This window comes from Bradyrhizobium daqingense (assembly GCF_021044685.1).
Taxonomy (GTDB): Bacteria; Pseudomonadota; Alphaproteobacteria; order Rhizobiales; family Xanthobacteraceae; genus Bradyrhizobium; species Bradyrhizobium daqingense.
Genome location: NZ_CP088014.1, coordinates 5049626 through 5074250, shown reverse-complemented (window position 1 = coordinate 5074250; position 24625 = coordinate 5049626). Strand labels below are relative to the sequence as shown.

At 63.5% G+C, this 24625-nt stretch carries 35 protein-coding genes and 1 tRNA gene; 19 read left to right on the top strand and 17 right to left on the bottom strand.

Annotated features, from left to right (window positions below; translation table 11 throughout):
- Positions 1–317: 317 nt before the first annotated feature.
- The 3 genes from LPJ38_RS24000 to LPJ38_RS23990 form a co-directional block, all read right to left on the bottom strand.
- Entirely contained in the window at positions 318–521 is a 204-nt protein-coding gene (locus LPJ38_RS24000) for a hypothetical protein (protein WP_145633401.1), read from the bottom strand.
- Between the two features lie 45 nt (positions 522–566).
- Positions 567–704, bottom strand: a complete 138-nt coding sequence (locus LPJ38_RS23995; protein ID WP_008558897.1) for a hypothetical protein — start codon at positions 702–704, stop codon at positions 567–569.
- 362 nt (positions 705–1066) lie between these two features.
- The gene (locus LPJ38_RS23990; protein WP_008558895.1) at positions 1067–1363 is read right to left on the bottom strand and encodes an HU family DNA-binding protein; all 297 of its coding nucleotides are present in this window, start codon (positions 1361–1363) and stop codon (positions 1067–1069) included.
- A gap of 351 nt (positions 1364–1714) precedes the next feature.
- Between LPJ38_RS23990 and LPJ38_RS23985 the strand changes: the two genes are divergently transcribed.
- Positions 1715–2206 (top strand): hypothetical protein, encoded by a 492-nt coding sequence (locus LPJ38_RS23985; RefSeq protein WP_145633395.1) that lies wholly within the window; start codon positions 1715–1717, stop codon positions 2204–2206.
- Positions 2207–2322: 116 nt separating this feature from the next.
- The gene (locus LPJ38_RS23980) at positions 2323–2625 is read left to right on the top strand and encodes a hypothetical protein (protein WP_145633391.1); all 303 of its coding nucleotides are present in this window, start codon (positions 2323–2325) and stop codon (positions 2623–2625) included.
- 36 nt (positions 2626–2661) lie between these two features.
- Here the strand turns inward: LPJ38_RS23980 and LPJ38_RS23975 are convergent, their stop codons facing one another.
- The 4 genes from LPJ38_RS23975 to LPJ38_RS23960 form a co-directional block, all read right to left on the bottom strand.
- Positions 2662–2868, bottom strand: a complete 207-nt coding sequence (locus LPJ38_RS23975; RefSeq protein ID WP_145633388.1) for a hypothetical protein — start codon at positions 2866–2868, stop codon at positions 2662–2664.
- 730 nt (positions 2869–3598) lie between these two features.
- Positions 3599–3811 (bottom strand): DUF2934 domain-containing protein, encoded by a 213-nt coding sequence (locus LPJ38_RS23970; RefSeq protein WP_145633385.1) that lies wholly within the window; start codon positions 3809–3811, stop codon positions 3599–3601.
- Between the two features lie 213 nt (positions 3812–4024).
- Positions 4025–4252 carry a hypothetical protein gene (locus tag LPJ38_RS23965; protein WP_145633382.1) on the bottom strand — a complete coding sequence of 76 codons (228 nt, stop codon included), beginning with the start codon at positions 4250–4252 and terminating at the stop codon, positions 4025–4027.
- Positions 4246–4479: a hypothetical protein gene (locus tag LPJ38_RS23960; protein WP_145633380.1), complete on the bottom strand. Its 234-nt coding sequence runs from the start codon at positions 4477–4479 to the stop codon at positions 4246–4248. The genes LPJ38_RS23965 and LPJ38_RS23960 overlap by 7 nt, the downstream gene beginning before the upstream one ends.
- A 97-nt stretch (positions 4480–4576) precedes the next feature.
- Between LPJ38_RS23960 and LPJ38_RS23955 the strand changes: the two genes are divergently transcribed.
- From LPJ38_RS23955 to LPJ38_RS23945, 3 genes are read left to right on the top strand one after another with little or no spacing between them, the layout of a single operon-like run.
- Positions 4577–4768, top strand: coding sequence for a DUF3072 domain-containing protein (locus tag LPJ38_RS23955; RefSeq protein WP_145633377.1), 192 nt, complete (start codon positions 4577–4579; stop codon positions 4766–4768).
- A 58-nt stretch (positions 4769–4826) separates the two neighbouring features.
- The gene (locus tag LPJ38_RS23950) at positions 4827–4979 is read left to right on the top strand and encodes a hypothetical protein (RefSeq protein ID WP_158644759.1); all 153 of its coding nucleotides are present in this window, start codon (positions 4827–4829) and stop codon (positions 4977–4979) included.
- A gap of 33 nt (positions 4980–5012) precedes the next feature.
- Entirely contained in the window at positions 5013–5165 is a 153-nt protein-coding gene (locus LPJ38_RS23945) for a hypothetical protein (RefSeq protein WP_158644758.1), read from the top strand.
- A 352-nt stretch (positions 5166–5517) separates the two neighbouring features.
- Here LPJ38_RS23945 and LPJ38_RS37990 read toward each other — a convergent pair whose 3' ends face one another.
- Entirely contained in the window at positions 5518–5649 is a 132-nt protein-coding gene (locus LPJ38_RS37990) for a hypothetical protein (protein WP_283811469.1), read from the bottom strand.
- A gap of 747 nt (positions 5650–6396) precedes the next feature.
- Here LPJ38_RS37990 and LPJ38_RS23940 point away from each other — a divergent pair.
- The 4 genes from LPJ38_RS23940 (at position 6397) to LPJ38_RS23925 (ending at position 9036) form a co-directional block, all read left to right on the top strand.
- Positions 6397–6654: a hypothetical protein gene (locus tag LPJ38_RS23940; protein WP_145634416.1), complete on the top strand. Its 258-nt coding sequence runs from the start codon at positions 6397–6399 to the stop codon at positions 6652–6654.
- A gap of 191 nt (positions 6655–6845) precedes the next feature.
- The gene (locus LPJ38_RS23935) at positions 6846–7505 is read left to right on the top strand and encodes an oxidoreductase (protein ID WP_145633374.1); all 660 of its coding nucleotides are present in this window, start codon (positions 6846–6848) and stop codon (positions 7503–7505) included.
- 138 nt (positions 7506–7643) lie between these two features.
- Complete coding sequence (locus tag LPJ38_RS23930; RefSeq protein WP_145633371.1) at positions 7644–8096, top strand: VOC family protein; 453 nt, start codon at positions 7644–7646, stop codon at positions 8094–8096.
- Positions 8097–8397: 301 nt separating this feature from the next.
- A complete protein-coding gene (locus tag LPJ38_RS23925) occupies positions 8398–9036 on the top strand; it encodes a glutathione S-transferase family protein (protein ID WP_145633367.1) in 639 nt (212 codons plus the stop codon).
- Positions 9037–9265: 229 nt separating this feature from the next.
- On the opposite strand, the gene LPJ38_RS23920 is transcribed toward LPJ38_RS23925, so the two are convergent.
- Genes LPJ38_RS23920 through LPJ38_RS23910 form a run of 3 tightly spaced genes read right to left on the bottom strand, consistent with a single transcriptional unit; the run spans position 9266 to position 10009 of the window.
- Entirely contained in the window at positions 9266–9433 is a 168-nt protein-coding gene (locus LPJ38_RS23920) for a hypothetical protein (RefSeq protein WP_008558837.1), read from the bottom strand.
- Positions 9434–9439: 6 nt separating this feature from the next.
- On the bottom strand, positions 9440–9697 hold the full coding sequence (locus tag LPJ38_RS23915; protein WP_145633365.1) for a hypothetical protein: 258 nt from the start codon (positions 9695–9697) through the stop codon (positions 9440–9442).
- 57 nt (positions 9698–9754) lie between these two features.
- The gene (locus tag LPJ38_RS23910) at positions 9755–10009 is read right to left on the bottom strand and encodes a PilZ domain-containing protein (protein WP_008558833.1); all 255 of its coding nucleotides are present in this window, start codon (positions 10007–10009) and stop codon (positions 9755–9757) included.
- A gap of 224 nt (positions 10010–10233) precedes the next feature.
- Between LPJ38_RS23910 and LPJ38_RS23905 the strand changes: the two genes are divergently transcribed.
- Positions 10234–10308 (top strand) — tRNA-Glu (locus LPJ38_RS23905).
- On the opposite strand, the gene LPJ38_RS23900 is transcribed toward LPJ38_RS23905, so the two are convergent.
- Positions 10296–12128, bottom strand: coding sequence for an acyltransferase family protein (locus LPJ38_RS23900; protein WP_145633362.1), 1833 nt, complete (start codon positions 12126–12128; stop codon positions 10296–10298). The genes LPJ38_RS23905 and LPJ38_RS23900 overlap by 13 nt on opposite strands.
- Positions 12129–12285: 157 nt before the next feature.
- Here LPJ38_RS23900 and LPJ38_RS23895 point away from each other — a divergent pair, with 157 nt between their 5' ends.
- From LPJ38_RS23895 to LPJ38_RS23870, 6 genes are all read left to right on the top strand, one after another.
- Complete coding sequence (locus LPJ38_RS23895; protein ID WP_231088386.1) at positions 12286–12981, top strand: hypothetical protein; 696 nt, start codon at positions 12286–12288, stop codon at positions 12979–12981.
- A gap of 144 nt (positions 12982–13125) precedes the next feature.
- Positions 13126–13752, top strand: coding sequence for a PilZ domain-containing protein (locus LPJ38_RS23890; protein ID WP_145633359.1), 627 nt, complete (start codon positions 13126–13128; stop codon positions 13750–13752).
- 79 nt (positions 13753–13831) lie between these two features.
- Entirely contained in the window at positions 13832–14086 is a 255-nt protein-coding gene (locus LPJ38_RS23885) for a hypothetical protein (RefSeq protein WP_008558775.1), read from the top strand.
- Positions 14087–14619: 533 nt separating this feature from the next.
- A complete protein-coding gene (locus LPJ38_RS23880) occupies positions 14620–15660 on the top strand; it encodes a PrsW family glutamic-type intramembrane protease (RefSeq protein WP_145633356.1) in 1041 nt (346 codons plus the stop codon).
- Positions 15661–15729: 69 nt separating this feature from the next.
- On the top strand, positions 15730–16308 hold the full coding sequence (locus LPJ38_RS23875) for an HdeD family acid-resistance protein (protein ID WP_145633353.1): 579 nt from the start codon (positions 15730–15732) through the stop codon (positions 16306–16308).
- 232 nt (positions 16309–16540) lie between these two features.
- Positions 16541–17626: a 3-deoxy-7-phosphoheptulonate synthase gene (locus LPJ38_RS23870; protein WP_145633350.1), complete on the top strand. Its 1086-nt coding sequence runs from the start codon at positions 16541–16543 to the stop codon at positions 17624–17626.
- Between the two features lie 54 nt (positions 17627–17680).
- Here the strand turns inward: LPJ38_RS23870 and LPJ38_RS23865 are convergent, their stop codons facing one another.
- From LPJ38_RS23865 to epmA, 3 genes are read right to left on the bottom strand one after another with little or no spacing between them, the layout of a single operon-like run.
- Entirely contained in the window at positions 17681–17935 is a 255-nt protein-coding gene (locus LPJ38_RS23865; RefSeq protein WP_145633348.1) for a hypothetical protein, read from the bottom strand.
- Positions 17936–17978: 43 nt separating this feature from the next.
- Complete coding sequence (locus LPJ38_RS23860) at positions 17979–19073, bottom strand: lysine-2,3-aminomutase-like protein (RefSeq protein WP_145633345.1); 1095 nt, start codon at positions 19071–19073, stop codon at positions 17979–17981.
- Positions 19070–20122, bottom strand: a complete 1053-nt coding sequence (gene epmA / locus LPJ38_RS23855; RefSeq protein WP_145633342.1) for an EF-P lysine aminoacylase EpmA — start codon at positions 20120–20122, stop codon at positions 19070–19072. The genes LPJ38_RS23860 and epmA overlap by 4 nt, the downstream gene beginning before the upstream one ends.
- A 162-nt stretch (positions 20123–20284) precedes the next feature.
- On the opposite strand from epmA, the gene efp reads away from it, so the two are divergent.
- From efp to LPJ38_RS23840, 3 genes are all read left to right on the top strand, one after another.
- Positions 20285–20851 carry an elongation factor P gene (gene efp / locus LPJ38_RS23850; protein WP_008558737.1) on the top strand — a complete coding sequence of 189 codons (567 nt, stop codon included), beginning with the start codon at positions 20285–20287 and terminating at the stop codon, positions 20849–20851.
- Positions 20852–20875: 24 nt separating this feature from the next.
- Positions 20876–22495, top strand: coding sequence for a DUF4397 domain-containing protein (locus LPJ38_RS23845; protein ID WP_145633339.1), 1620 nt, complete (start codon positions 20876–20878; stop codon positions 22493–22495).
- A 79-nt stretch (positions 22496–22574) separates the two neighbouring features.
- On the top strand, positions 22575–23561 hold the full coding sequence (locus LPJ38_RS23840; protein WP_145633336.1) for a DUF808 domain-containing protein: 987 nt from the start codon (positions 22575–22577) through the stop codon (positions 23559–23561).
- Between the two features lie 24 nt (positions 23562–23585).
- Here the strand turns inward: LPJ38_RS23840 and LPJ38_RS23835 are convergent, their stop codons facing one another.
- Positions 23586–24089, bottom strand: coding sequence for a cupin domain-containing protein (locus tag LPJ38_RS23835; protein WP_145633333.1), 504 nt, complete (start codon positions 24087–24089; stop codon positions 23586–23588).
- A gap of 21 nt (positions 24090–24110) precedes the next feature.
- Positions 24111–24590 carry a carboxymuconolactone decarboxylase family protein gene (locus LPJ38_RS23830; RefSeq protein WP_145633330.1) on the bottom strand — a complete coding sequence of 160 codons (480 nt, stop codon included), beginning with the start codon at positions 24588–24590 and terminating at the stop codon, positions 24111–24113.
- Positions 24591–24625 lie beyond the last annotated feature (35 nt).

Below are 24625 nucleotides of genomic sequence, written 5' to 3'. Positions count from 1 at the left end.
GCGTCCGACATCGCACGGCAGTTCGCGCCCTCCTCCGTTTTGTTCCAGCTTCGACTCCTTTTCGTTCGCGAAGCACGAATCGGAATCGAAGAAGCCGGCGCGGAGCGACTCTTAACAAGCGGTATGCGCGCGCACGGCGAACGTCCGATCACGCGACGCCCGTCGCAACGCGACCGGCAAGCACGCGGGCCTCTGGCGAAAGCTGACCGAGACGCGATGTCCCGCATCGATACAGAAGCCACGGCTTGTTCTGCATCCGACTCCATTCCGTTCGCAAAGAACGAATCGGAGTCGAAAGAATCGGTGAGACGCGAATCCTAACGATCGATGAAAGCATGTGCCATCACGTGCTCCGCACATGACTCGTTGACGGCACAATCTTCGGCGGCAAGAACTTCGAGACGACGGCGAACACGATGACGATCTCGCGGCACGGCTCGCAGCGAAAGCTGTTGGGCGAGATCGCCGTCATCGGCTTGGCGCATTGCGGGCAGGTCATGCTGCGCGAACGCCGACGTCACGCGTTCGTTCCAAAGATATCGGCAACGCGCTTCGGCCTGTCCGGATCACGCCGCCCGCTTCGCTTTGCCCTTCTCCGAAAAGCATTCCAGGATCTGGATGCGGAGCTCTTCTGCGGCCGGACCTTCGAGCTTCCTGAGCTCGTTCCAGAGCCTGATCACTTCGCGCTGTTTCTCGACGGTCATGAATCACCTCCCAGAAGAAGATGCCCGACTAGAACAAAATGAGAACAAAAAGTCCAGACCTCTCCGTGAAAAACCCGGGCACGACGCGTTGAACCTTTTCCCTGCTGCGGGGGACCCATGGAAGCTGGGGATTTCAGCGCCCAGTCATACGGCAGCGCCGCCTGACGAACATATTCCGTCATCGCGGCGCTGTTGCTTTTTGGATTTTCAACCTTAAGTTTGGTGCACGGCTGGCGGCCAGGCGCTGAAATCCCAACGCCGCCGGCCAAGAGAGCCCCGTGCGCAAGCGCGGGGTTTTTCTTTGGAGCATGGATCCCGAAAAGTGTGCGCGGTTTTCGGAAAAGATCATGCTCAAACAATCCTTAGACCGCGTCCTTGGCCACCTTCAGCGGCGAGGCCTTGACCGACTTGCTGGCGGGCTTGGCGGCGAACTGCATCGGCTCCTTGGTGAAGGGATTGATGCCCATCCGGGCTTCGGTCGCCGGCTTATTCACGACCGACATCTTCACGAAGCCGGGAATGACGAACTCGCCGGACTCGTTGAGCTCCTTGTAGCCGACCGTGGCCATATACTCGATCACCGACTTCACGTCGTTCTTCGACAGCTGCGTGCCTTCGGCAATTGCATCGATCAATTGGGTCTTCGTCATCTTCGCCATGTTCTGAATTCCTTTGAAGGGATGCGCACGTAAACTCTGTGGGACGCGGGGGAAGACCCGCGGAGGCGCGCTTTGGATTCATGCCAGAGGTCATGAAGTGACCGGGCTTAGAGCCCATCGAGGCCCAAAACGCAAGCAGCGGTTCTCTGGGGTTCCAGACTACCTGTGAACGATGCGGCAGCTCGTGTGGATTCTTTTTGAACCATTTTCCGGCTGGCGCGTCTCATTCATGAAGTCCCCAAGCTTCACCCCACCAGAGAACCCCGCTTCCCCCAGGCGGGGTTTTCGCTTTTCGGTGCCCGGCAGTCTGCCGGCTGCTATATGGTCGAGCAGTTTTCTCGTGGGGGGCTCATGAAGGTCGCTATCGTTCTCGCCGGCTTGGTCGTTGTTGCTGTCGCAGCCATCGTCGCGATCCAGCCGAGCTTCCTGAAGCCCGCCTCCCTCGCCGGCGTGAAGAAGTCGGACATGTTCGGCTTCTCGCCCGGAATGACATCCGACGAAACGACCAAGCTCGTCACTCAGCGTCACTATCTCTGCCGTCAGGGCCGCGGCTCGCAAACCCTCGAATGCGAGATCAACGGCGCCAAGGTCACCGTCTACAGCGACGATGCGGACGCCAGGCGTCCGATCTGGCGCGTCCACGCGGAGCTGAACAATCCGGGCCCACAGGAGGCCGCCGTCAAATCGATCTCCGACCAGTTCAACGCCGAGGCCGTCAAGGATCAGGACGGATGGACATGGATCGTCGGCCGCGGATTCAAGCTGAGCTATGACGGCACCGCCTTGAACCTCGTCGACGCGTCGGCGGAGGCCCGGCTTCGCAAGACCGACGCCAAGCGCTAGCGAGCCCAGCCGGTCACCTCGTCGTGAAACTTGTGGCCGGGCACGCCTTGTTGAGACTTCGGTAACCTAACGCCGCCAATCTCGCATCAGTATGGTTGCGTTGGAGTATCCCCGAAATGCTGGATTTTAACGAGCTTCGCGAACTCGCGGCAGATGTGCGCATTTTCGTCGATGTCGCCGAAGACAAGGCCGAGGCGCTGCGCGCCGTCATCGCGGCCTATGACGTGGTGCTTGCGATCTTCCCGTCCGGCGACGGCATGGGCCTGCACGTCGTCAAGGGCAAGGAGATCCTGGACAGGATCGCAAGCTCGCGCAGCCACGCGATGTACAGCCACACGGCGATCGCAGTTCCCGACCTCGAGCATGCCGAAGTGCTGAAATATCTGACGGCGCCGGTCGAGCAACGGATTGCCGCCTGATCGCCGAAGCCGCGGGGCGACGACCGGCGAGCCGGTCTAGCCAGCGCGGCTCTTCCGTCGCAGACCGATGCGCGTGCCGGGCAGATTGAGGCCGAGTTCGATCGCACGCGATCTGATCGAGGCGATCGGACGCTTGAGCTTCACGATCATCAAGGTGAGGCTCTTGCCGGTTTCACACATGGACCGAAGCAGGCGATCGTCGTCTTCCGACCAGCGTTCGTGGTTGTATGTGCGCGCAGCCATGGGCGTTTGCCTCTGAGGCCATTGAGGCGGGGCCAGACGCGGGAAATTCAAAGGACCCAGCTTCGCCTTTACTGAGCGCGGCGGCTGGGTGTCAGTTGAGGGGCGGCTTGTTACGCTGCCGCCTGACGCAGAGATAATTCCAAGGTGCTGTTTTTCAACCGACTTACGGATTTGTAATCGCAGGCCCGCTGCCGAGGGCCGGATCGGATCGCCGGCACTTTGCGCGAGCTGTGGCTGTAGGGCGCGCAGCCTTCAGTGGCCCAGCATGTACACCGTGAAGCCGATCACCATACGTTGGCTCGAACGTCTTACAGTTGAAGCGTCCCTAAGCTTCACTCCCACGGAGAACCCCGCTTTCCCCGGCGGGGTTTTCGCTCTTGCGCGCTGCATCAGCTCACCTGCAATTTCAAGCCCCTCTTTGCCGTTGACCCGACGATGCCTTCCACGCACTTTTCCGGCGGGCAGGGTTTTGAGGAAAAATGATGCCGAAAACCCTAGTGCAATTCAGAGCGCAGAACCTTCGTTTGCTTGAGCAGCTTTGTCCCGACGATCCCGCCTACATTAAAGCCTGGCTGAAGCAATTCGATGAGCAGAACGGAATCCTGGCCGAGCTTCATGCGAAGCCCGGCAAGACCCGAGGTGCTTCCGCCCGGAAGGCTGCATCTTCCGGTCGGATCAGATCATCTCGCGCTTCGGTCCACTCGGTTTCGTAGAGCAAGCGCCGCGCATGTCAGGCAGCGCGGCGCTTCTTCCGAGAACCCGCAGACTTCGCTTTCGGTTTGTCGGAGCACACCTTCGACGCGCGCGCCACTGCGTCGAGTGATGCGGCGAGGATCTCGCGTTGGGCTTCGAGCCAGTGCCTTTCGGCATGGCCATGCTCGGCCCCGCCGTTCATCCAAAGCTGGTAAGCACGTTCGCGGATCGCTTGTTCCAGATCTGACATCGCTATCCCCTCCAATTTGGAGCGGCATCCTGAGCGTGGCCGGTTAACAAGCTATCAAGCGATCGACGTTCCGTCCGTGGAACACGCAGCGCGTCAATTCGCGAGCCCAACACCACACAGCGAGCTGATTGGCGATACGCACGATCCTCGCAGCTCGATCATGAACGTCACGACGAGCGACGCTCTTCGACACAAGTCACGGCGCCAAGGCGCTCACCGAACGTCCGCGGCTTTCCTGGTCTCACCAATCGAGACTGGCTTGTTGAGAAAATACTCGCGGTTGCCGGTCGCTGCTTCCGCATATTGGTCGATCGCCACGATGATCGCCTGGACGTGCGCATAGCACCAACCTTCCCGCGTCGCCTTGCGGCGAACGTCCTCGAGCGCGGTCAGGAAGGGCGACAGTTCTCTCTCGTCGTCGAACCAGCGCCTGCTCACCATGTCCTCCCCCCGAGCACCCTGCCCTTGGTCTGGCGCGGCTGCGCCGCCTTCAGCGCGTCGCGCTGCGCGCAGAGGCTTTCGACCTTCGCCTCCATCCGCAACAGCAGCGCTTCGGCCGAGGCCGTCCCCAGACCTGCGCGCTGGAGCTGGAGGATCTCCTTCCTCTGCTGTCCCATCTGGATGCGCATCCGTTCGATCTCCCGCCTGAGATAGTCCAGGTCCGGCATGTTCCGCCTCGCGATTTTGAATATGGGCACATGAGAACAAAAACGGAACGAAGAGTCGAGTCCGACGTTGGGCGGACGACGGAATAGGAGATGTGCAATGGCCGACAACATCCAGAAGGACCCGAAAGACTGGGTTTCCGGCGACGATCCGATGACCGGCGCCCAGGAGTCCGACCTTAAGACCCTCGCCGAGCAGGCCCACGAGCAGCCGCCTGAGGACGAGCTGACCAAGGCGGAGGCGTCCGAGTTGATCGACAAGATGCGGCAAAAGGCCGGGCTGGAGGAGTGAGCCGTAGAATTGCGGGAACCCGGCTCCGTGTGTATGCAAACGAAATTAGGAATCGAAAATGCCTTATTTCATTTGCGCCCGCGACGGAGCCGGCCAGATCATCTTGAAGCGTGACACCAAGGAAGCGGCCGAGAAGAAGGCCGCCGAGCTCCGCGACATGGGCTATTTCGAAGTCGAGATCATCGCGAAGGGTATCGAGAAGGCGGCGTAGGAACGTGCGCGCCGGCGGCCGCGTTGGCCGTGCATGACCAAAGCATCGCTCCAGCACCAAGCCGACCGCGCCGAAGCCCTCGCTGCCCAGACGGCGGATGGCGAAATCAGAGAAGCTCTGTTGAAGGCTGCGGAGGAATACCGAGCGCAGTTGAAGAACGTAGACGACGAGGCGGAGCCGATGTGAGGTTCGGCCTTCCGAACAGCGAACGCTTGCACGTGATCTAGGCGGCAGCTTGAGCGCGCGCCTCATCCTTCGAGACGCCCGCTTTCAGCGGGCTCCTCAGGATGAGGCTAATGGGCATTAGCGCCCGTTGATGCTGCCCCCGCGCACTCGTCCTCATCCTGAGAGCCCGCCGACGGCGGGCGTCTCGAAGGATGGCCACAGCGTGCTCTTTAATGTCTTCACCGTTTGATCCGCGCGCCTGAAAGCGCATGGCGCCCCTGCCCGCACTGACAGTCCAGCTTTTCGCTCCAGGCGCGACCAGATGATTTTCGCATACGAAGCCGACGCCGAAGCAGGAGGCAATCCGGCTTCATCAAAACAGGTCGCCGACGAACTTCATAATGCTGACGATCAGGCCGGAGAGACATGCCGCGGTGCCGAGATCGGCCAGGTACAGCAACGCGTGACGTTCGTCCTCACTCAGTTCTGCCAGCGCCTTGCGCATCTTCCCTCTCCATGGCCTCGACGAGCTCTCCGTCATCGAGAACATTCAGCAGATTGTTGATCGTCTCGTTGCAATCGCGCGATCCTGGCTCGACGTAAGTTGCGAGAATGACCGGTGCTTGTTCGACGGCTTCTCACGCGCGATCCGCATACCTGGTACGCCACTCACTCCGTAAAGCAGAACGCGATCAGGAACGACACGTTCCTTTGCTCAGTCCCTGAACAAGTTCGCGCGCGACAACCTTTCGTAATTGATGTCGCGACACTCGAGGTCAGCGTGCTCGGCTGACCCAGGTCGCCTGCGGCTTGCTGGTGAAGGTATTCCACGCGAAGCAGCGCGATTTAGACCGGGGCGACAACCTCACCGTCATGTCTCGACCACCCTGACGTGGAGGAACGAGTCCGCCCAAACGGAATTCACCAAGCGGTGCCGGCGTTCTCCCCTGTATGCCGACACCGACAGCCCCGTGGCGTCGCCGCTGCGGGGCTCTCCTTTAGGAGGCCATCATGAGTGACCGCACAGGCAACGAACCCGCACCCCTGGTGCTTTTCGGCTTAGCCATCCTCCCGATCATCGCGGTGCTGGCGTGGTTCGCGTTCTGACGATAGTGACGATGCCGACGCACGCTTCGGCTCGGTAAGGTCGCAAACAATACGGCGGCGGCGCTAGATCCATCGCACCTGCTTGCTGCACGGGACGCCCGGGTTTGCATCTTGTTTTCAAGCACATCGTCTCTATCTGTCTCGCATGGAATTATCCGACATTCAGGACTTTGCGATCCAGGCCCGCATCGCGGCGGTCCTTGGCGCGACCGAGTTTGACCGCGTCTTCACCGGGATTCATTTTGCCGAGGTCGAAGGGCCGCTGCTGTACGTCTACGCCAAAGACGAAGCCGCCGCCGCCGCGATCGAGGAGGACTTCGCCCTGCTCATCGGAGACATTGCCGGCCGCATCTTGAAGCAGGACATCGAAGTGGTGGTCGTGCTGCCGAAGGTCTTGCAGTAGCGATTTGGTTCGGCGGTTGTGGCACGGTTCGCTAGCCGGGTGTCCGATATCATTCAGCTTCTGTAAGTTGCCGCTCAGCCCTCCACCCAAAACGCGAGACGGTGGGATGGCGGATGGAAAACTTAGCCTCCTTTTCATGGAGGCCGTGGCTCATCTCCTCATCAAGCTCGCCTCGCAAACCGGTGGCTTGAATGAAAACTGCACTTGTCTTTGGCGCAACCGGCTTCATCGGCTCGCATTTGCTGCGCGACCTCTTGGACAGTCCCGACTATTCACGGGTTGTGGCAGTGGCCCGCAAGCCGCTGGCGGCGAGCCATCCGAAGCTCACGGTGCTGATCGGCGATCTCGCGTCCCTGCCTGCACTCAAGCCGCAATTGGTCGCGGACGAGATCTTCATCGCGCTCGGAACGACGCGCAAGCACACACCCGACGAGGCCGAGTACTACAAGATCGATCATGATTATCCGCTGTTGGCAGCCGAGATCGCCAGGGCGAACGGCGCGCGGTCGGTGTTTCTGGTCACGGCCGTTGGCGCCAATGCCGGGTCTGGCGTGTTCTATCTCAGGACCAAGGGCGAGGTGGAGCGGGACATTCTCTCGCTCGATTTCGAGCACACGCATATTTTCCGCCCGTCGATGATCCTCGGCGAGCGCGACGAGGACCGGCCGCGTGAACGCCTCATCATCGCGATATGGGGCGTACTCAATCCGCTGCTCGTTGGCCCGGCCGATCGCTATCGCGGGCTCGCCGGGAACGACATCGCGCACGCCATCGCCAAAGCCGCGCGGCATCAAACGGAGAGGGTGCGGATCTATCATTGGAGGGAGATGGCGATACTGCTTCGAACGTGATGCAGTCCGAGCCGGACCGGCATCCCCTTCACGCAACGTTTGCCTCGGCCCCCTGCCCCTCCTTCCCATTTCCTGCTATCTCTCCCTCCCGCCGGCCCCGCCGCCCCAAAAACCCTCCACCCCCAGGGAGCAACAACCATGCGATACCTCCACACCATGCTGCGCGTGCGCAATCTCGATGTCGCGCTGAAGTTTTACCAGGATGCGCTGGGGTTGAAGGAGGTGCGGCGGATCGAGAACGACAAGGGGCGCTTCACGCTGGTGTTCCTGTGCTCGGCGGACGATCTCGAGGCGCTGAAGAAGCAGCCGCAGACGCGCGGCGCGCCGCTGGTCGAGCTGACCTGGAATTGGGACGAGGAGACGTATGGCGAGGACCGCTTCTTCGGCCATCTCGCCTATGAGGTCGACGACATCTACGCCACCTGCGAGAAGCTGCAAAAGGCCGGCGTCACCATCAACCGGCCGCCGCGCGACGGCAACATGGCTTTCGTGCGCTCGCCCGATCTGCACTCGATCGAGCTGTTGCAGAAGGGCGATCCGAAGCCGCCGCAGGAGCCGTGGGCCTCGATGCCCAACACCGGCCATTGGTAAGGCTCGCGTCAGGAACAAGGCCCCTCGCCCGACGTTCTCCTTTCACGAAACCGATTGGAGGAGGATGCGATGGCGAGAGGGCTGTTGCTGTGGATGCTTGGCGTGCCGATCCCCGTGATCATTCTGTTGTGGCTGTTCTTCGGCCGCTGAGCGTCGTGTTGGATTTGCAAATGAAAGCTCCGCCCCGGGCGGAGCTTTTTGCTTGAGTGCTTTTTTGCATGAGAGCCTCGGCGCAAGCGCCGTCGCTGATTTCGCGAAATTCCGCTATCACGCGCGGCCAGCGATACGCGGGAGACGCTTCATGCCTGACACCAAGCTGACGATCTGGGGCCGCGCCAATTCGGTCAACGTGCAGAAGGTGCTGTGGTGCCTCACCGAGCTCGGGCTCGCTTACGAGCGCATCGATGCCGGCATGCAATACGGCAAGACCCGCGAGGCCGAGTATCTCGCGATGAATCCCAATGCGCGGATCCCGACGCTGGTCGAGGGCGACTTCGTGCTGTGGGAGTCCAACTCGATCATGCGCTATCTCTGCCTCGCGCATGGAAGCGGCACGCCGATCTATCCGGAGACGCCGAAGCAGCGCGCCAGCGTCGACCGCTGGCTCGACTGGACGCTGTCGGCGGTGCAGCCGGTCGATCGTCCGGTGTTCTGGGGCATCGTGCGCACCGCGCCCGCCGAGCGCGACATGCTTCAGGTGCAGCGCGATGCCGATGCCGCCGCCGAGGTCTGGGCCATCGCCGACCGCCTGCTCTCCTCGCGCCGCTTCATCGATGGCGATGCGTTCACGCTTGCCGACATCGCGATCGGCTCCTATGCGCGGCGCTGGCTCGGCGTCGAAGGCATCAGCCGGCCGGCGCAGCCGCACCTCACGCGCTGGCTCGCCGAGCTCGGCAAACGGCCAGGATTTGCAGAGTTCGTCGCACCGCCGATGTCGTGACCGGCCATCAGGGGGACCACTCGGCGGCCTCTTTCGACGATGCCATCATACCCCTGTTTTGCCCGACGCCTCAAGTTTTGCTTCGCCGAATCCTAAGCAGGTAAATCCTCAGCATTTGCCGTGACTTGGCTACTGTGCATGGGGTTGTTTTCGCGGTCTTGTTCTGGTTGGCAGGATCTTTTCGGAAATCCGCTTGCACGAAGCTCGGCCCTGCGGATCCGCCTCCCGCCTAGCGCCAGCCGCGCTCGACCAGCAGCACCACCATGATCAGCACCAGCGTCACCGCGGCCGTGGCGAGCCGGGCAGGCCAGCTCAGGCTGCGGCCAATCCACCACAGCAGCGCGCAGTACATCAGCACGGGAACGAGGATGTCGAGCCGCAAGAGGTCCTGCGTCATGATCCCTCAACGCCGGATGGCGGTGTCGATGCTGATCGAGCCGCCGACCTTCACGCAGGTCCCGGTGCCCTCGACCATGACGAAGCGTGCGCCATAGGAGGCACAGGACCCTGCCCCGGCCTTGCCGACCGTCCCCTTCAGCGGCAGCGCCTTTCCGATCTCCTTGCCTGTCTGCGGCCGTTCGGCCGGCGGCAGCCGCAGGCTCTCGGCCGCGGTCGCGGACGTCGTTAGTATCGAGAGCAGGATCAGGAGCGGCATACGCATCGCCGCCTTGTAACCCGGACGCGCCTCACGCGCCATCCGCGCCGCTGCGGCGCGACGTCAGAGGAACTTGATGCCGGCGGACTTGCCGCGGCGCCAGACCACCTGGCAGCTCCGCCCGGTGCGCGCATCGCGGGCGAAGGCCAGGCGGATCACGCCGGGAAGCTGGCTCGCATCCTCGTCCATGGTGATCTTGGCGCCCGAATCCGAGATGTCCTGGACCAGGCAATGCCGCGCCGCGAATCCGCCGTCGAGCGTGATCCAGGCGTGCTGCGACAGCAGCTTGCGCGCTGCGCGCTTCTTTGGCGGTGGCATTGGAAAATCTCCTCCCCCAGCGCTACTCAGGGAACCCTAACAAACCGTTGAATTCGCCGCCCGATCGTCCCCGGGGCCGGCGCTATCCACCGGAGCCAAAAGACCGTTCCCGAACGGCTTGCCGGGAAGCGCAAAGGCCACTATACGTTCGCCCGCTGCAAGCCGCCGGGCCCTGTTCGGCCGGCCAGCGGCCGTGCCGCGGAGAGCGGTTTGGCCCTGCGTTTGCTCCCTTCGTCTATCGGTTAGGACGCCACCCTTTCACGGTGGAGAGAGCGGTTCGATTCCGCTAGGGAGCGCCAGCCGTTCGAAACAGTTCCCCGCCGATGACCCCGAGCACCAGCCTTGCGCCACCTTGCGACAGGTGGATCGTATCGGTGGCAATCACCTCCCGCTCCGGCGTACGCACCAAACATTCTTGCCTGATGTCGCAGAGAACCTTGCGCAGCGAGACGTAGCCGATCCCGGCCGATCTAGCGAAGCCGGCCATCAGCTCGTCCTCTGCGGGACCGGAGACGCCGGAGCCGAGTCGGTCCGGGAGTTCATGCGAGAAGCGGTAGTGGTTGATGATCGCGTGCGGCAGCGTGCGCTTCCAGACCGGCGGCGGCCCGACGATCACCACGCGCAAGACGCCGGCGTTTCGCAGCGCGGTGACGGTGCCGCCGAGTTTCTTCAGGTCGTTGTCGAAGCCCCACATCGCATGCAGCACGACGATATCGGGCCGGGCCGCTGCGATCAGGCCAAAGGCCTTGCCGTTGCTGGCGGTGCAGCCGGCGTTCGGCCCGGCATCGAGAATCGGCGCACAGCCGGGCGCGGTGAAGCGGCCGACACGGAACGAGGCGTGTTCTGCGGCTTGCGCGAGCGCCGGATAGAGCGCTGCCGAATTCGAATCGCCCCACAGCACCAGCAGTGGCCCGTCGCCGGGCCCGATGCAGCCCGCGTCGAAACCGCTGCCGGGCGCTTCGAGAAAGCAGCGATCCCGGAAGGCGGGATTGTCGTCCGTGCTCACGCTCGCGACCGCCTGCAGCTCTTGCGGGAAGCGCCACGGGACGCCCGCCGAGAGGACGATGGCCGCGCCGATCACGCCGACCGAGCAGAGCGCAATCGACAGGGACTGCACCAAATTGCCACGATTGCGCATCGGCAATTCGATGAAGCGGAAGGTCAGGATCGACAGCACGGTTGCAGTGAGGATCGCGCCCCAGATCTCGAGGAAATTCGGCACCCCGTGCCTGATGATCCCGAGATAGGTCAGGAGCGGCCAGTGCCAGAGATAGAGCGGATAGCTGATCAGACCGAGCAGCACGGCGGGCCGGCTCGACAGCAGCAGACGGTTCGTCACGGCGTTCGGCGATACGATCACGAGCGCGGCGCCGACGACCGGTAGGAGAGCCAGCAACCCCGGAAAAGGCATCGCGCGATCGAACAGCAGCGCGGACGCTGCGATGGCGCCAAGGCCGATTCCGCCGAGCAGATGGCCGCCGCTCTTCCTGACCAGATTGGCCTCCGCCAGCAGCCCGCCGATCAACAGCTCCCAGGCCCGCGGCACCGGCGCATAGAAGGCCCAGTCCGGGTACCTCACCACCAGCACCGCACTGGCGGCGAGCGACAGCACGATCGCGCCGAGAATGTACAGCCGGCGGCGGGGCGAGCGCGTCATGAGGCCGAGCGCCAACGGCCAGAAAATGTAGAACTGCTCCTCGACGCCCAGCGACCAGAGATGCAGCAGCGGATTTTCCGCGGCCAGCGGCGCGAAATAGCCGAGCTGCCCGAGCTGGAACAGGTTGGAGGCGAACAGCACGCTGGCGACGACGTTCTCGCCCAGCAGGCGAAACTGCGGCGGCAGCAGGATGACCCAGCCGATCGCAGCGGTGACCAGCAAGACCACGATCAGGGCCGGAAAGATGCGCCTGATCCGGCGGGCATAGAATGTCGAGATCGGCATCCCGCCAGGGCTCAGCAGGATGCGGGTGATCAGGAAGCCGGAGATGACGAAGAAGACGTCGACGCCGACGAACCCGCCGGGAAGCATCCAGGGGTGCGCGTGATACAAGACCACCAGCAGGATCGAGACGGCCCGGAGTCCATCGATGTCCGGCCGGTAATTCTCGGAGGGCGTCATTGGACGTGACGTAGCGGCATTCGCCCTGCGACACAATCGGATGCAAACTAGCAACGCCTCGAAATGTTGAGGTCAGGACCGGCCGATTTCGCTGGGCCGCATGAACCTCCCCGCCCCCGGGCGCCGACCAATGCTCGATCGGAACCGGTGCAGGTCGATGGAGCAGCGCGAGACCATTTCGGAAGAGCAGTCCGGCGTTGCCTTGCCGACGCTACCGCCATGGATGCGCCCGGCGGCGCCCTACGCGCCGGACCGGCGTGCGAGGATGCTGGAGCATATGGCGCGCACCAGAACGCAGCCCCAAGCCATCGCGGCACAGCCGCCGGCCCAGTCGTCACGCGCTGCCGTCATGGCCATTCTCGGTGACGCCTTCGGCTACGCTGTCCTGTTCGCCATCATCGCGCTGCTCTTCCAGTCCCGCGTTCCCCTCTATGTCGGCGCGTTTGTTTTCTTGGCCGACGGCCCTCGCATCGAAAGCGCGCTCGGCGCAATCGGCATCAGGTTCGAGCCCGATACGATCGGACCCGATATCATCAAGAGCTCCGTGTTCTGGTTCGGCTGGATCGCGCTGCTCGTGTCGATCAGAGACGCCGTCCCTGCCTGGCTCGCCATGGATGCCCCCGATCTTGTCATGGTCGGCCATCGGCGGCATCGCCGTCGCGCTCGGCATTTTCGATGCACTTGCAGCCTTGGCGCTCCGGCGCACAAGACCGTGGTTCGGATTGACGATCAGCCCGGACGGCCTGATCTGGACGACGGTCAAGTTCGCCATCGTCGTCGGCGTCCTGGCGCTGCTGGTGCTGCTCGGGGCGGCCTGAAAGCAGCGGTCCGGCTCGCGATGACGACGTTGTGACCCCGCGCCACGGGTTGTTTCGTCACACCTCGTCCGCACATTTACCGGAAATTTACCCCTGCTCATCGGCGACGGTATCATTTGCTTAGAGTTTCACCGCTACCGTGGAATTACGGAATCACCCGAAACCTCCGATTGGCGTTCATGTCTGTTGCAGAGTTCCTCAGGCAGCGTGCAGTGGAGGTAACCGTGAGCGGCAGCTACTCGCTGCCGCGCTGGTACGATTGTGAGGGCAAGCTCCGCAACTTCGCCTGCCGCACCAAGCGCGTCTCGCCCTTCCGCATGATCGTGGACGTGCCCGTCGTCGGCACGGTCGGCGAGCGCCTCACCTCTTACTTCCAGGATTTCGGCGAATTCCAATGCACGATCAGCGCGACGCTGAAATCGGGCTTCCTGATGGAGCTGGACATGACGCGGGCGCGGCGCGCCTGGATGTCGGAAAAGCTGACCTGGCTCGAGAAGAAGCAGAAGGACGCTAGCGTCCAGGAATTGCGGCATGACGCGCGCTTCGTACCGCAGGTCTCGCACACATTCCTGACGCTCGCCGACGGCAGCACCCACCCGTGCTTCATCATCGACGTCTCCACGGCCGGCGTTGCGATCTCCTGCGAATACGATCCGCCGGTCGGAACCCCGCTTGCGGTCGGCGCCTGCGTCGGTCGCGTGATCCGCAAGTTCGACCATGGTTTCGCGGTCAAGTTCGCCGAAAAGCAGTCGCGGGACGATCTCGTCCGCCTGGTCGTCCGGCCGCCCATGCTTCAGTCGGCCTGACCCTTCCGCATCGCTGCCCTATAGCGGCCCCATTGCCGGGTCAGCTTTTGCCCCTGCAGACTTGCGATCGGGGGACCGAATGGCAGTCGACAAGACCACAGTTGATAAGATCACCTGGGACAGGGTCGGCCGGGTCACCGAGCCCGGACGCTACATCTACACCTTCGGTTGGCTCACCATTACCGCCGACGACCTCGAGATCTGGAAGCAATATCCGCAGGCCGCGTTCACGCTCCTGCAGGATCCCGAACCGCACGAGGCCGTCGGCGAGGAATTCCATCTCGGAGCCTTCGATATCGCCCCCGGCGGACCATCGCCGTTCACCACCCACTGAGCGCACGGCCGCAGGGAACGTGTGGCATGGGCTGTGCTTTATCACCGCCATGATGCACATCCCCGCCGTCGACCAAGCCGTACTGCTCCTGCTCATAGTGCTGTGCCTGGGGACGTGTCTCGTACGCGTCTTCTGGCAGATCGAGCAGGCGCGGACCCGCCGGACCGCATCCACTCGCACACGGTCCACAATGAAGCGTGATTAGGCCGTTCGAGATGGCTGCTGGCCGTCCGGACCGTAAGTCCCGGTTTCTGGCCCCATCTGAGCCAGCCGACTGCACCGGGACTGAAGAATCTCCGTACATTCTATTGATGCGGCTTATGAAACGCGCTTCCAACGAAGCGGGGGATGACTCTTGCCATCGAAGGCGAATTGGTGATGGCATGCAATTGATTGCGCTCTTGTTCTACATTTGGCAGCCCTGATGAATGCCAGCTGTTGCGCTCATTAAGCGAGGCGACAGCATCCGCATGACACATGGTCGCATCGGTAGACGTAGATTAGCGGATCAAGGGAACCTATTTTCGGCGCCGATGTACCTGATTGAAGCGTTACCCACCGTCATCGGAACTGCCGCCATCGCCCCGGCGCTGCTGATATTGTGGCTCGTCATCGCTGCCGAGGAGCGCCCTGGCCCGCCCGCGCAGGTTTGGACCGCCTTCCTGCTTGGAGCTGCCAGCATTTCGCTCTTGGGCATCGCCCGCGCCCCCTTCGCCAAGATGGTTGCAGCGCCCGACGACCCCTGGGCGGCGCTCGCCATGCATTCGGTCTTCGGCGTCGCCCTGCCGGAGGAAGCCGTCAAGGTGATCGCCATCGTCCTGATCTCCTCGACCAAGCGGCGGACCTTTGCCAATCCGATGGACACCGTGGTCTATGGCGCGGCCGTCGGCCTCGGCTTCGCCGCCTACGAAAACCTCGCTTACCTCGTGCATCATGCCGACATGTGGCGCTCGCTAGCGGCCCTGCGCAGCGTGCTGACGGTGCCGTTCCACGGCGCGCTCGGCATCATCGCCGGCGCCTACCTCACCATTGCCCGGGCCGGCACCGCGCTGGGCGCCAACCGCCACAATCGCGATTGGGCCCGCCTGTCCAGCCGCCTGCTGATCTTCGCGGGCCCGCTCGCCCTACATTCGGCGTTCGACTTCCCGCTGCTGACGCTTCAGCGCATGCCGGATCTCGACCCGACGCTCCGGATGTGGCTGGGCGCGGCGAGCCTGTTGATCGGCTTCAGCTCGATCGCCTTCGCCATTCGCCTCGTCCGGCGCGTCGCGCGCCATCACGCGCCCCGGACCGACGTCGCCCGCGAGCGACTCAGTCAGTTGCGCAGGATGTGGGCGCTGCTGCTCGCCGGCGGCGGCGTCAGCTTTCTCGGCCTCGCCTTCGTGCTGACCTCGATCCATCACTGGCTGATCAATCCCGAGCGCAACCTCACGCTGGCGCTGATCCCGATCGGCTTCGTCTCTATCCTGCTCGGCCTTGCGCTTCTTATTGTCACGACGGCGATCTATATTCTGGGCCGCAACCGCATCCGCACCAGTGCCGAAGGTTTTTCGTCGGCGCCCGGCAGCAGTTGATCCTCCGCATGGCAAGCGCGCCATGGGCCGACCAGATTGGACGTAGTCTTCTCGATCCGGAGCCAGACCATGACATCGCCCGAGGAATTTTCCCGCCTGCAATCCAAGATGAGCCAGGCGGTCAAGGCGCATTGGAAGGCCTTTCTGTTCGAAGGCATCCTGCTCGCCGTCCTCGGCATTGCCGCGCTGATCCTGCCGCCGCTCGCCAGTCTTGCAACGGCGATCTTCCTCGGCTGGATGTTCCTGATCAGCGGCATCGGCGGACTGATCGTGACCTATTGGGCGCGCAGCACGCCGGGCTTCTGGTGGTCGCTGATCTCCGCTGCGCTCGCGGTGCTCGCCGGCGGAATTCTGCTGGCCCGACCGATACAGGCGGTCCTGACGCTGACCATCGTGCTCGCCGCCTATTTCCTTGCCGAAGGCATCGCCACCATCATGTACGCGCTGGAGCATCGCCGCCAGCTGAGCAGCCGGTGGTCGTGGCTTCTGATCTCGGGCCTCGTCGATATCGCGATCTCGTTCCTGGTGATCGCGGGCCTGCCGAGCTCCGCGGAATGGGCAATCGGCGTCCTCGTCGGTATCAACCTGCTGTTCGGCGGCGCGACCCTGATCGGCATGGCTTTGGCGGCGCGCAAAAGCAACACCTGAGACCGCTCGTCGCCTCTCAAGCGGTTTGGGGGGTGACAAGGCGTCAACGGCACGCTATATGCGCTACCATGATCACCGTCGCCACCAGCTATTTTTGGTACTTTAGCTACGACAGCTTGCTGGCGGCAGGAGGATCGCGCTCAATCTGAAAATTGAAGCAGACGTCCAAACAAGCCGCCAGACCTGGCGGCTTTTTTGTTGCCGGCAGGTTCGAAACAAACAGGAGCCCGCCGTGCTGAGCACGACAGACGATCTTCGTATCCGCGAACTGAAAGAGCTGAGCACGCCGGAAGAGGTGATGCGCGAAGTCCCGCGTACGCTTACCGCGACACGCGTGGTGATGGCGGCGCGCAACGCCATCCACGCCATCCTCACCGGCCAGGACGACCGCCTGCTGGTCGTGGTGGGCCCGTGCTCGGTGCACGATCCCAAGGCCGCGCTCGACTACGCCGAGCGCCTGGCAAAACTGCGCGAGGACCTGGCCGACCAGCTCGAGATCGTGATGCGGGTCTATTTCGAGAAGCCGCGTACCACGGTCGGCTGGAAGGGCCTGATCAACGATCCCCATCTCGACGGCAGCTTCGACATCAACAAGGGCTTGCGGCTCGCGCGCAATGTGCTCTCGGCCGTGAACAATCTCGGCCTGCCGGCCGGCACCGAATTCCTTGATATGACCACGCCGCAATACATCGCGGACCTCGTGTCATGGGCCGCGATCGGCGCGCGCACGACCGAGAGCCAGATCCATCGCGAGCTGGCGTCGGGCCTGTCCTGCCCGGTCGGCTTCAAGAACGGCACCGACGGCAATGTGCGGATCGCGGCGGACGCCGTGAAGTCGGCCTCGCATCCGCATCATTTCATGGCGGTGACCAAGCTTGGCCGTTCGGCGATTGCCTCCACCGCTGGCAACGAGGACTGCCACATCATCCTGCGCGGCGGCAGCAAGCCGAACTACGACGCAGCGAGCGTTGCGGCGGCGTGCAACGAGCTGACCAAGTCTGGCGTCGCGCCGCTCGTGATGGTCGATGCAAGCCATGCCAATTCGAGCAAGAAGCCGGAGAACCAGCCGAAGGTGATGACCGACATTTCCGGTCAGATCGCCGGAGGCGAGAGCCGCATCATGGGCGTGATGATCGAGAGCAATCTCATCGCCGGCAGGCAGGACGTGGTGCCGGGCAAGCTTCTCACCTATGGGCAGAGCATCACCGACGGCTGCATCGACTGGGCAACGACGGCGACAACGCTCGAGCAGCTCGCCGACGCGGTCGAGATCCGCCGCAACAGCCAGCGCGCAGGGCTGCACGAGCGATCGGCCTAGCTGAAGTCATTGCGGGCGGGGCGACGCTGTCGCGCCCGTCCGCATTGTCACCGCCTAGCAGCCGCGGCAGATGCTCTTGATCTTGCGATCGAGCTCGGCATCTTCCTTGTTCGCAGGCGTGTTCGGATTGCTCAAATTCTTCTCGCTCGGCACGTCGGCCGCACGCGGCTGGCGGTGACCGACGGGCGCCGGCCACGCCGTTCCGGAGCTCGCGCCGCCGGACGTCGATCCCTTGGAGCCGCCGGTCTGCGCAATCGCCGCGCCGCCGAGCAAGATCACGAGCGATGCAGCCACCATGATCTTTTTCATGTCCGCTTCTCCATTCTCAAACTGGCGTCCGCTCCAGCACCGCTCAGGTTTCGGGCGGATAGAGATGAACGTCGCCGCAATAGTCCACGATACGATAGCGCGTTTCGGCTCCCGCTTCACGCGTATCGGCTGCGGTATTTTGTGTCACTGACACATAATTCGGCCCGACCGGCGACTTGCCGGCGCCGCCGGGAATATCGATGACATAGTCGGGCTGACACAGCCCCGATACCCGCCCGCGCAACTGCTGCATCAAATCCTGTCCTTCGGCCAGCGTCGTTCGCAAATGCGCGGTGCCCGGCGCGAGATCGCCGTGATGGAGGTAATAAGGCTTGATCCGGCATTCGACGAAAGCTCGCATCAAATCCGACAGAGCGGCGACATTGTCATTGACGCCGCGCAAGAGCACGGACTGGCTCACCATGGGAATGCCGGCGTCGACGAGCCGCGCGCAGGCGGCACGCGCTGCTCCGGTCAGCTCCCGCGCGTGGTTGGCGTGCAGTGCGACCCAGGTGGTGGCGCCCTCGACCTTGAGCGCGGCGACCATCTCGTCGCTCACGCGGGCGGGATCGGCCACGGGAACGCGGGTGTGAAGACGAATGATCTTGACGTGATCGATTGCCGCCAAATCCGCCATGATCTCGCTCATGCGCCGGGGCGAGAGCATCAGCGGATCGCCGCCGGTGAGGATCACTTCCCATATTTCGTCGTGGGCGCGGATGTAGTCGATCGCCGCGCGATAGGCGCTGTCCGAGAGCGCGTTGTCCTTGCCGGGCCCGACCATCTCGCGGCGGAAGCAGAAACGGCAATAGACCGCGCAGACGTGAACGAGCTTGAACAGCACGCGATCGGGATAGCGATGCACGATACCTGGAACCGGCGAGTGCGGATGATCGCCGATCGGATCGGCATTTTCGCCCGGCTGCATGTCGAGCTCGGCCGCGGTCGGAACGAACTGCCGCGCGATGGGATCCTCGGGATCGGTCGCATCGATCAGCTCGATGAGATCAGGTGTGATCGCCACCGCATAGCGCGCGGCAACGCGTTCGAGCGCGGGCAGCGCAGCGGCGGGCGCCAGGCCTTCCGCCACGAGCTCGGCCGGCTCGCGCAATGTCCGTGCAAGATTGGTCTTCGTCATCTCTCACCTGCAGGCGGCGTCCACACCACCTGATCAATTCGCGCTGCGCCGCTCGCCAGCATCACCAGGCGGTCGAAGCCGAGCGCGACACCGCTCGCCTCCGGCATGGCGGCAACGGCGGCCAGAAAATCCTCGTCGAGTGGATAGGCCTCGCCGTAGCGGCGCTGCTTTTCCGCCATCGATTCCGTGAAGCGCTTGCGCTGCTCCTCGGCATCGGTGAGCTCGCCAAAGCCGTTGGCAAGCTCGACGCCACAGGCATAGACCTCGAACCGTTCCGCAACCCGCGCATCGTCCGCCTTGACCCGCGCCAGCGCCGCCTCTGGCGATGGATATTCGAACAGGATGGTCAAACGCCCCTGCCCCAGATGCGGCTCGACATGCTCGACCAGGACCTTGCTGAAGATGTCCGACCAGGTGTCGTCCTCGGCCACACGGACCTTCCCTCCGGCCGCTTGGGCAAGCGCGGCACGGTTACCCTCGCCGCCCGAGATTGTCGACAAGAGATCGATGCCGGCGAACCGCTCGAAGGCGCCCCCGACCGTGACAAGCTCGGGCTCGGCAAAGGGGTCGGCGGTCCGGCCTCGGAACGAGAAAGTTCCGATTCCGGTCGCCTGCGCAGCCTGGACGATCACCGCAACGGTGTCGTTCATGATGGCGTCATAGGGAGCGCCGGCCCGGTACCATTCCAGCATGGTGAATTCGGGCAGATGCAGGTCGCCCCGCTCACGGTCCCGAAACACCCGGGCGAACTCGAAAATCCGCGCCTCACCCGCCGCCAGCAGCTTCTTGCAGGCGAATTCGGGCGAGGTTCGCAAATATCGGCTGGCGCGGCTGCCGTCCGGCCGCATGATGTCGGTCCTGGGGGCATGCAGATGGGTCTCATTGCCCGGGGAGATCTGGAGGATTGAGGTTTCGACCTCGACGAAGCCCCGTTCGACGAAAAAGCCCCGCAAGGCCGCGGTAATGGCCCCCCTCGCCTGGAGGAAGGGCCGCCGATCGAGGTGCCGCTCGGGCGACCAGAACGGCGACATCGGCTTGTCCCCAACCATTACCCGACCGCCCCTTGGGACAGCAAAATGCTGGCATCCAACGGCAAAATCAGTATGTTGCGGCCCGAAACGGGCGCCGAGGTCCGATTTGAGGCCCCAAGTCCCCCATCGATTTGACCACGTCCTGGCCGGTGCCGGGCCAAGCAAGCAGGAAATACAGCTTTGAGAGTCATCGCCAGTTCTATTCGCAAGGGCAACGTGATCGAGCAAGACGGCAAGCTTTATGTCGTCGTGAGCGCCGAGAACATCCATCCCGGCAAGGGCACCCCGGTCAGCCAGATCGAAATGCGCCGAATCTCGGACGGGGTAAAGATCTCCGAGCGCTACAAGACCACCGACCAGGTCGAAAAGGCCACGATCGAAGAGCGCAACTACACCTTCCTGTATGAAGATGGCGACGGCTACCACTTCATGAACCCCGAGACCTATGACCAGGTCCAGGTTCCCAAGGACGTCGTCGGCGACGCGGCCGCGTATCTTCAGCCGGACATGACGGTCAAACTGTCGATGCACGACACCAACCCGGTGTCGATCGCACTGCCGCAGCGCGTGACGCTGGAAGTGGTCGAGACCGAGCCCGTGACCAAGGGCCAGACCGCCTCCTCCTCCTACAAGCCCGCGGTGCTCTCCAACGGCGTGCGCACCACGGTGCCGCCGCACATCTCGGTCGGCACCCGCATCGTGGTGATGACCGAAGACGGTTCCTACTCCGAGCGCGCCAAGGACTGACGGGGAACAGAGCGATCGCAACAGGTGCCGCCGGGGGGCGAGACAGTGGTTGGGAAACATTTCCGCTTCGTCTCGCATCTTCTGGCGTTGCTTTCGTTCATCGCTACACCGCTTGCTGCGGATGAATTTCGCAGCCCATCGCTTACGGCCCTGCGCGTCGATTGGCGCGCAGCGCTCGACCAGCTCCGCACTGAGATCAATAGCCGTCCCCGGATCGCAGGCGACTTCATCTTTGTGCCCCGCCGTTCGGTATCGCGTTACGATCCGCGCGCAATGCCTGCGCTGGTGCAGCTCAACGCAGTCTCCTCGCAATTCTTCAGCGGCATCGCACGCAGCCCCGTGCCCGTGCTGCTGCCGTTCGACGCCGCCGCGTATCTCGAGGCGCAACGCAATGGCGCACCAGCGCCCCCCGCGCTGTCGCGCTACCAAGCCGACTTTAATCCCGTCGACATGTTCGATGCCGGCCCGGCCGGTTACAGCGCGACTTTCTCGCTCGAGCCTGGTGCCGGCGACGGCATGCCGAGCCGCGTATTCACAAGGCCCGTCGAGGTGCAGATCACGGGCTCGGCGCTCGTCTATGACATCGCCGATCCCTTGGGCGGCAAGGGCGAGCCGGTCAAGCCTCTCGCAACAACCTATCCGGACCTGCGCAAGTTCATCCGCGAAGGCTATGTGCGCTATGCCTTCACCCGTTTCGGCGTGGTCTATGTGGTGTCGGTCCAGTGCCTCGATAGCGTCGCAAAGCCGCGGCGGCTCGCCTGCAAAGAAGCCTATCCGGTGGTTGAGCGCTTCCTGAAGGCGCTACGCGTCGCCGGCGGGCAACGGATGCGGCCGCTGATGGATATCGCCTCCAACGTCATCGATCGCCCCACGGCGCGTTCGCCGGATTTCAGCTATCGCCCGAGCGGCGACATCATCCCGAACACCGGCTATCGCAAGCAGGGCGGCCATCCCGACGCGATGGCCTATGCGCAGATCCGCTTTCCGCTCGAGAAGGCGCCGGCCTTCGTGCGCTCGCAATCCTACGGCAAGCGCGACAAGAGCGACGGCCCGACGTCATATCCCTGGCGCGACAATTTCTGCGAATCCCGCAGCTTCGAGGTGTGGCAGTGCGCCGGCGGCTACGGCCACCAGGGCGAGGACATCCGTGCCGCCGCTTGCCCGCCGCCCGGCGAGGGCCGCGAGCCCTGCGATCCCAAACAGCGCGGCGTCGTTGCCGTGCGCGACGCAATCGTGATCCGCGCGACCAAGGACCAAGCCGCGACACTACAAGTCAACAGCCGCACCGAGCACATCCGTTTCCGCTACATGCACATGAACCCGCACGCGATGAACGCCGATGGCCTCGTCAACGGCCGCCTCGTCACCGAAGGCGAGAAGATCGGCGTCGTCTCGAATTATCTCGACCGTCCCGCCGGAACGTCGCTGCACCTGCATTTCGACGTGCAGGTGTTCACCCGCGACGGCTGGATCTGGGTCAACCCCTACGTCACGCTGGTCTCGTCCTATGAGCGTCTGATCCGCGCCCGCGGCCGTGAGGTCGGTCCGGAGATTGCCGTCACGGCGCAGCCTGTGGCACACGCGCTGCCGGACGACGTTATCAAGCCGGACCTGCGCGAAGGATCGAGCGGCGAGGACAATTGACGGCGTGCTCGTTCCAGTGCCGGGCAGCAATGTGTCGTCGCGCACACCGCCGGCTTCGAACGAAAAAGGAATAAGGTTGATGAGTGTCGGACTGATCGGTCTTCTCGACGACATCGCGGCGATTGCAAAGGTGGCGGCAGCCTCGCTCGACGATGTGGCAAGCCAAGCGGCGAAGGCGGGTGCAAAGGCGGCTGGCGTCGTCATCGATGACGCAGCCGTCACTCCGAACTACGTCATCGGATTTGCCTCCAAACGCGAACTGCCGATCGTCGGCAAGATTGCGCTCGGATCGCTCCGCAATAAATTGCTGGTCCTGCTTCCGGCTGCCCTGTTGCTTGGTTATTTCCTGCCTGCCGCAGTCACGCCGCTGCTGATGCTGGGCGGAGCCTTTCTCTGCTACGAGGGTGCCGAGAAGGTGCTCGAAGCGGTGCTGCCGCATCATGCGCATCAGCACGAAGCGCAGCTGCAACCGATTGCGTTGAATGCCCGCTCCGTCGAGGACGAGAAGGTCGCGAGCGCGATCAAGACGGATTTCATCCTGTCGGCGGAGATCATGGCGATCACGCTGGCGGCCTTGCCGCCGGGCAGCATCTGGACCCAGGCTTTCGTCCTGGCCCTGGTCGGCCTCTGCATCACTGTCGGGGTCTACGGCGTGGTGGCCCTGATCGTGAAGGCGGACGATATGGGCTTGGCCCTTGCGCGCTATGACGGAACTTCGGTCATTGGCGGTGCGATACGCGCGCTCGGACGCGCGGTTGTCCGCGGCATGCCCATCTTCCTGGCGGTGCTGAGCACGATCGGCACTGCCGCCATGATCTGGGTCGGCGGCGGCATCATCCTGCACGGCATCGAAAAATACGGCCCGCCCGCGATCGGCCACACGGTCCATGCTGCAACCGAGGCTGCCGCACAGCTCCTTCCCTCAGTTGGCGGCATCATCGAATGGTCGGTCGAGGCGGCCATCTCGGGCGTGCTTGGGCTGCTTGTCGGCGCGATCGCCATTCCGGTGGTCGAATACGGTCTCTCACCGGCATGGAAACTGTTGCGGCGATCGCAGCCGACCTGACCAGCGATCGCGAACGAGTGCAACCTACTCCAGGAACGTCGTGAGCTGCGCGCCCTCATCGGCGACGAAAACGGCGATCAATTCCGCCGGCTCCGTCATGCTGGCATTGGCGGAAACCAGATGCGTCGAGCCGGGCGGCTCGAAGAACGACTGGCCGACGCCGAACGTCTCGACCGGGCCGCCGCCGAGCTGCGAGCGGATCTCGCCCTTGGTGATGTAGGCCGTCACCGAGCCTGCATGACGATGCGGCCGCGAAAACCCGCCCGGACCGTAGGACACGCGCACGATGGTGACGCGCTTGCCTGGCACGTTCGGCAGCGCGTAGGAGCCGATCGGCTCGACCTTGTCGAGCGGCGAGCCCTCCGCAGCCGTGGCGCACAGCGGCGCCAGTACACCTGACACAGTGTCTAACGTGACAGGCAGCACCTTGCCGATCACGAACGCGCAGGCGAGCCCTCCGATGGCTGCCATTGCAAATGCGCGCGAGGGCACCGGGCGCTGGCTTGCGGCCAAATTCATTGCTGTCATGCTGACCTCCCCTTCGTGCGATTACAATGCCGCAGCATTCGCCGTGACCGGCCGCTGGGCCGGTGTCCAGCGATAGGCCGCACCAAACCTGTTCCAGACGTTGATCGATGCGATCGCCGAGGTCAGGTAGGTCAGCTCGCTCTCGGAGAACTCGCGGCTTGCTTCCGAATAGACCTCGTCGCTGACACCATCTGGTAGCAGCGTCAAAGCTTCCGCCCAGGCCAGCGCAGCGCGCTCGCGCGCCGAGAAGATCGGCGCCTCGCGCCAGACCGCGACCAGATGGAGCTTGTCGACGGGGACGCCGATCCGTTCCGACAGCAGGACGTGGTGCTGCACGCAGAAGGCACAGCCGTTGATCTGCGAGGCGCGCAGCTTGACGAGCTCGATGAGCTGCTTGTCGAGACCGGCCTTGGTTGCAAGCTGACCGAGCGCCAGCACCACATCGAAAACGTCCGGCGCGATCTTCTTGAAATCCTCGTATTCGCTGCGGGCGTGGGACATTGCGGCTCACCTCGTCTTATTGTAAGTGTGCTTAC

Bases quoted from the DNA above. Each gene is read 5' to 3' on its own strand.
- LPJ38_RS23995 (WP_008558897.1), bottom strand. From the start codon at position 704: ATGACCGTCGAGAAACAGCGCGAAGTGATCAGGCTCTGGAACGAGCTC.
- LPJ38_RS23990 (WP_008558895.1), bottom strand. From the start codon at position 1,363: ATGGCGAAGATGACGAAGACCCAATTGATCGATGCAATTGCCGAAGGC.
- LPJ38_RS23985 (WP_145633395.1), top strand. From the start codon at position 1,715: ATGAAGGTCGCTATCGTTCTCGCCGGCTTGGTCGTTGTTGCTGTCGCA.
- LPJ38_RS23980 (WP_145633391.1), top strand. From the start codon at position 2,323: ATGCTGGATTTTAACGAGCTTCGCGAACTCGCGGCAGATGTGCGCATT.
- LPJ38_RS23975 (WP_145633388.1), bottom strand. From the start codon at position 2,868: ATGGCTGCGCGCACATACAACCACGAACGCTGGTCGGAAGACGACGAT.
- LPJ38_RS23970 (WP_145633385.1), bottom strand. From the start codon at position 3,811: ATGTCAGATCTGGAACAAGCGATCCGCGAACGTGCTTACCAGCTTTGG.
- LPJ38_RS23965 (WP_145633382.1), bottom strand. From the start codon at position 4,252: ATGGTGAGCAGGCGCTGGTTCGACGACGAGAGAGAACTGTCGCCCTTC.
- LPJ38_RS23960 (WP_145633380.1), bottom strand. From the start codon at position 4,479: ATGCCGGACCTGGACTATCTCAGGCGGGAGATCGAACGGATGCGCATC.
- LPJ38_RS23955 (WP_145633377.1), top strand. From the start codon at position 4,577: ATGGCCGACAACATCCAGAAGGACCCGAAAGACTGGGTTTCCGGCGAC.
- LPJ38_RS23950 (WP_158644759.1), top strand. From the start codon at position 4,827: ATGCCTTATTTCATTTGCGCCCGCGACGGAGCCGGCCAGATCATCTTG.
- LPJ38_RS23945 (WP_158644758.1), top strand. From the start codon at position 5,013: ATGACCAAAGCATCGCTCCAGCACCAAGCCGACCGCGCCGAAGCCCTC.
- LPJ38_RS37990 (WP_283811469.1), bottom strand. From the start codon at position 5,649: ATGCGCAAGGCGCTGGCAGAACTGAGTGAGGACGAACGTCACGCGTTG.
- LPJ38_RS23940 (WP_145634416.1), top strand. From the start codon at position 6,397: ATGGAATTATCCGACATTCAGGACTTTGCGATCCAGGCCCGCATCGCG.
- LPJ38_RS23935 (WP_145633374.1), top strand. From the start codon at position 6,846: ATGAAAACTGCACTTGTCTTTGGCGCAACCGGCTTCATCGGCTCGCAT.
- LPJ38_RS23930 (WP_145633371.1), top strand. From the start codon at position 7,644: ATGCGATACCTCCACACCATGCTGCGCGTGCGCAATCTCGATGTCGCG.
- LPJ38_RS23925 (WP_145633367.1), top strand. From the start codon at position 8,398: ATGCCTGACACCAAGCTGACGATCTGGGGCCGCGCCAATTCGGTCAAC.
- LPJ38_RS23920 (WP_008558837.1), bottom strand. From the start codon at position 9,433: ATGACGCAGGACCTCTTGCGGCTCGACATCCTCGTTCCCGTGCTGATG.
- LPJ38_RS23915 (WP_145633365.1), bottom strand. From the start codon at position 9,697: ATGCGTATGCCGCTCCTGATCCTGCTCTCGATACTAACGACGTCCGCG.
- LPJ38_RS23910 (WP_008558833.1), bottom strand. From the start codon at position 10,009: ATGCCACCGCCAAAGAAGCGCGCAGCGCGCAAGCTGCTGTCGCAGCAC.
- LPJ38_RS23900 (WP_145633362.1), bottom strand. From the start codon at position 12,128: ATGACGCCCTCCGAGAATTACCGGCCGGACATCGATGGACTCCGGGCC.
- LPJ38_RS23895 (WP_231088386.1), top strand. From the start codon at position 12,286: ATGGAGCAGCGCGAGACCATTTCGGAAGAGCAGTCCGGCGTTGCCTTG.
- LPJ38_RS23890 (WP_145633359.1), top strand. From the start codon at position 13,126: ATGTCTGTTGCAGAGTTCCTCAGGCAGCGTGCAGTGGAGGTAACCGTG.
- LPJ38_RS23885 (WP_008558775.1), top strand. From the start codon at position 13,832: ATGGCAGTCGACAAGACCACAGTTGATAAGATCACCTGGGACAGGGTC.
- LPJ38_RS23880 (WP_145633356.1), top strand. From the start codon at position 14,620: ATGTACCTGATTGAAGCGTTACCCACCGTCATCGGAACTGCCGCCATC.
- LPJ38_RS23875 (WP_145633353.1), top strand. From the start codon at position 15,730: ATGACATCGCCCGAGGAATTTTCCCGCCTGCAATCCAAGATGAGCCAG.
- LPJ38_RS23865 (WP_145633348.1), bottom strand. From the start codon at position 17,935: ATGAAAAAGATCATGGTGGCTGCATCGCTCGTGATCTTGCTCGGCGGC.
- LPJ38_RS23860 (WP_145633345.1), bottom strand. From the start codon at position 19,073: ATGACGAAGACCAATCTTGCACGGACATTGCGCGAGCCGGCCGAGCTC.
- epmA (WP_145633342.1), bottom strand. From the start codon at position 20,122: ATGGTTGGGGACAAGCCGATGTCGCCGTTCTGGTCGCCCGAGCGGCAC.
- LPJ38_RS23840 (WP_145633336.1), top strand. From the start codon at position 22,575: ATGAGTGTCGGACTGATCGGTCTTCTCGACGACATCGCGGCGATTGCA.
- LPJ38_RS23835 (WP_145633333.1), bottom strand. From the start codon at position 24,089: ATGACAGCAATGAATTTGGCCGCAAGCCAGCGCCCGGTGCCCTCGCGC.
- LPJ38_RS23830 (WP_145633330.1), bottom strand. From the start codon at position 24,590: ATGTCCCACGCCCGCAGCGAATACGAGGATTTCAAGAAGATCGCGCCG.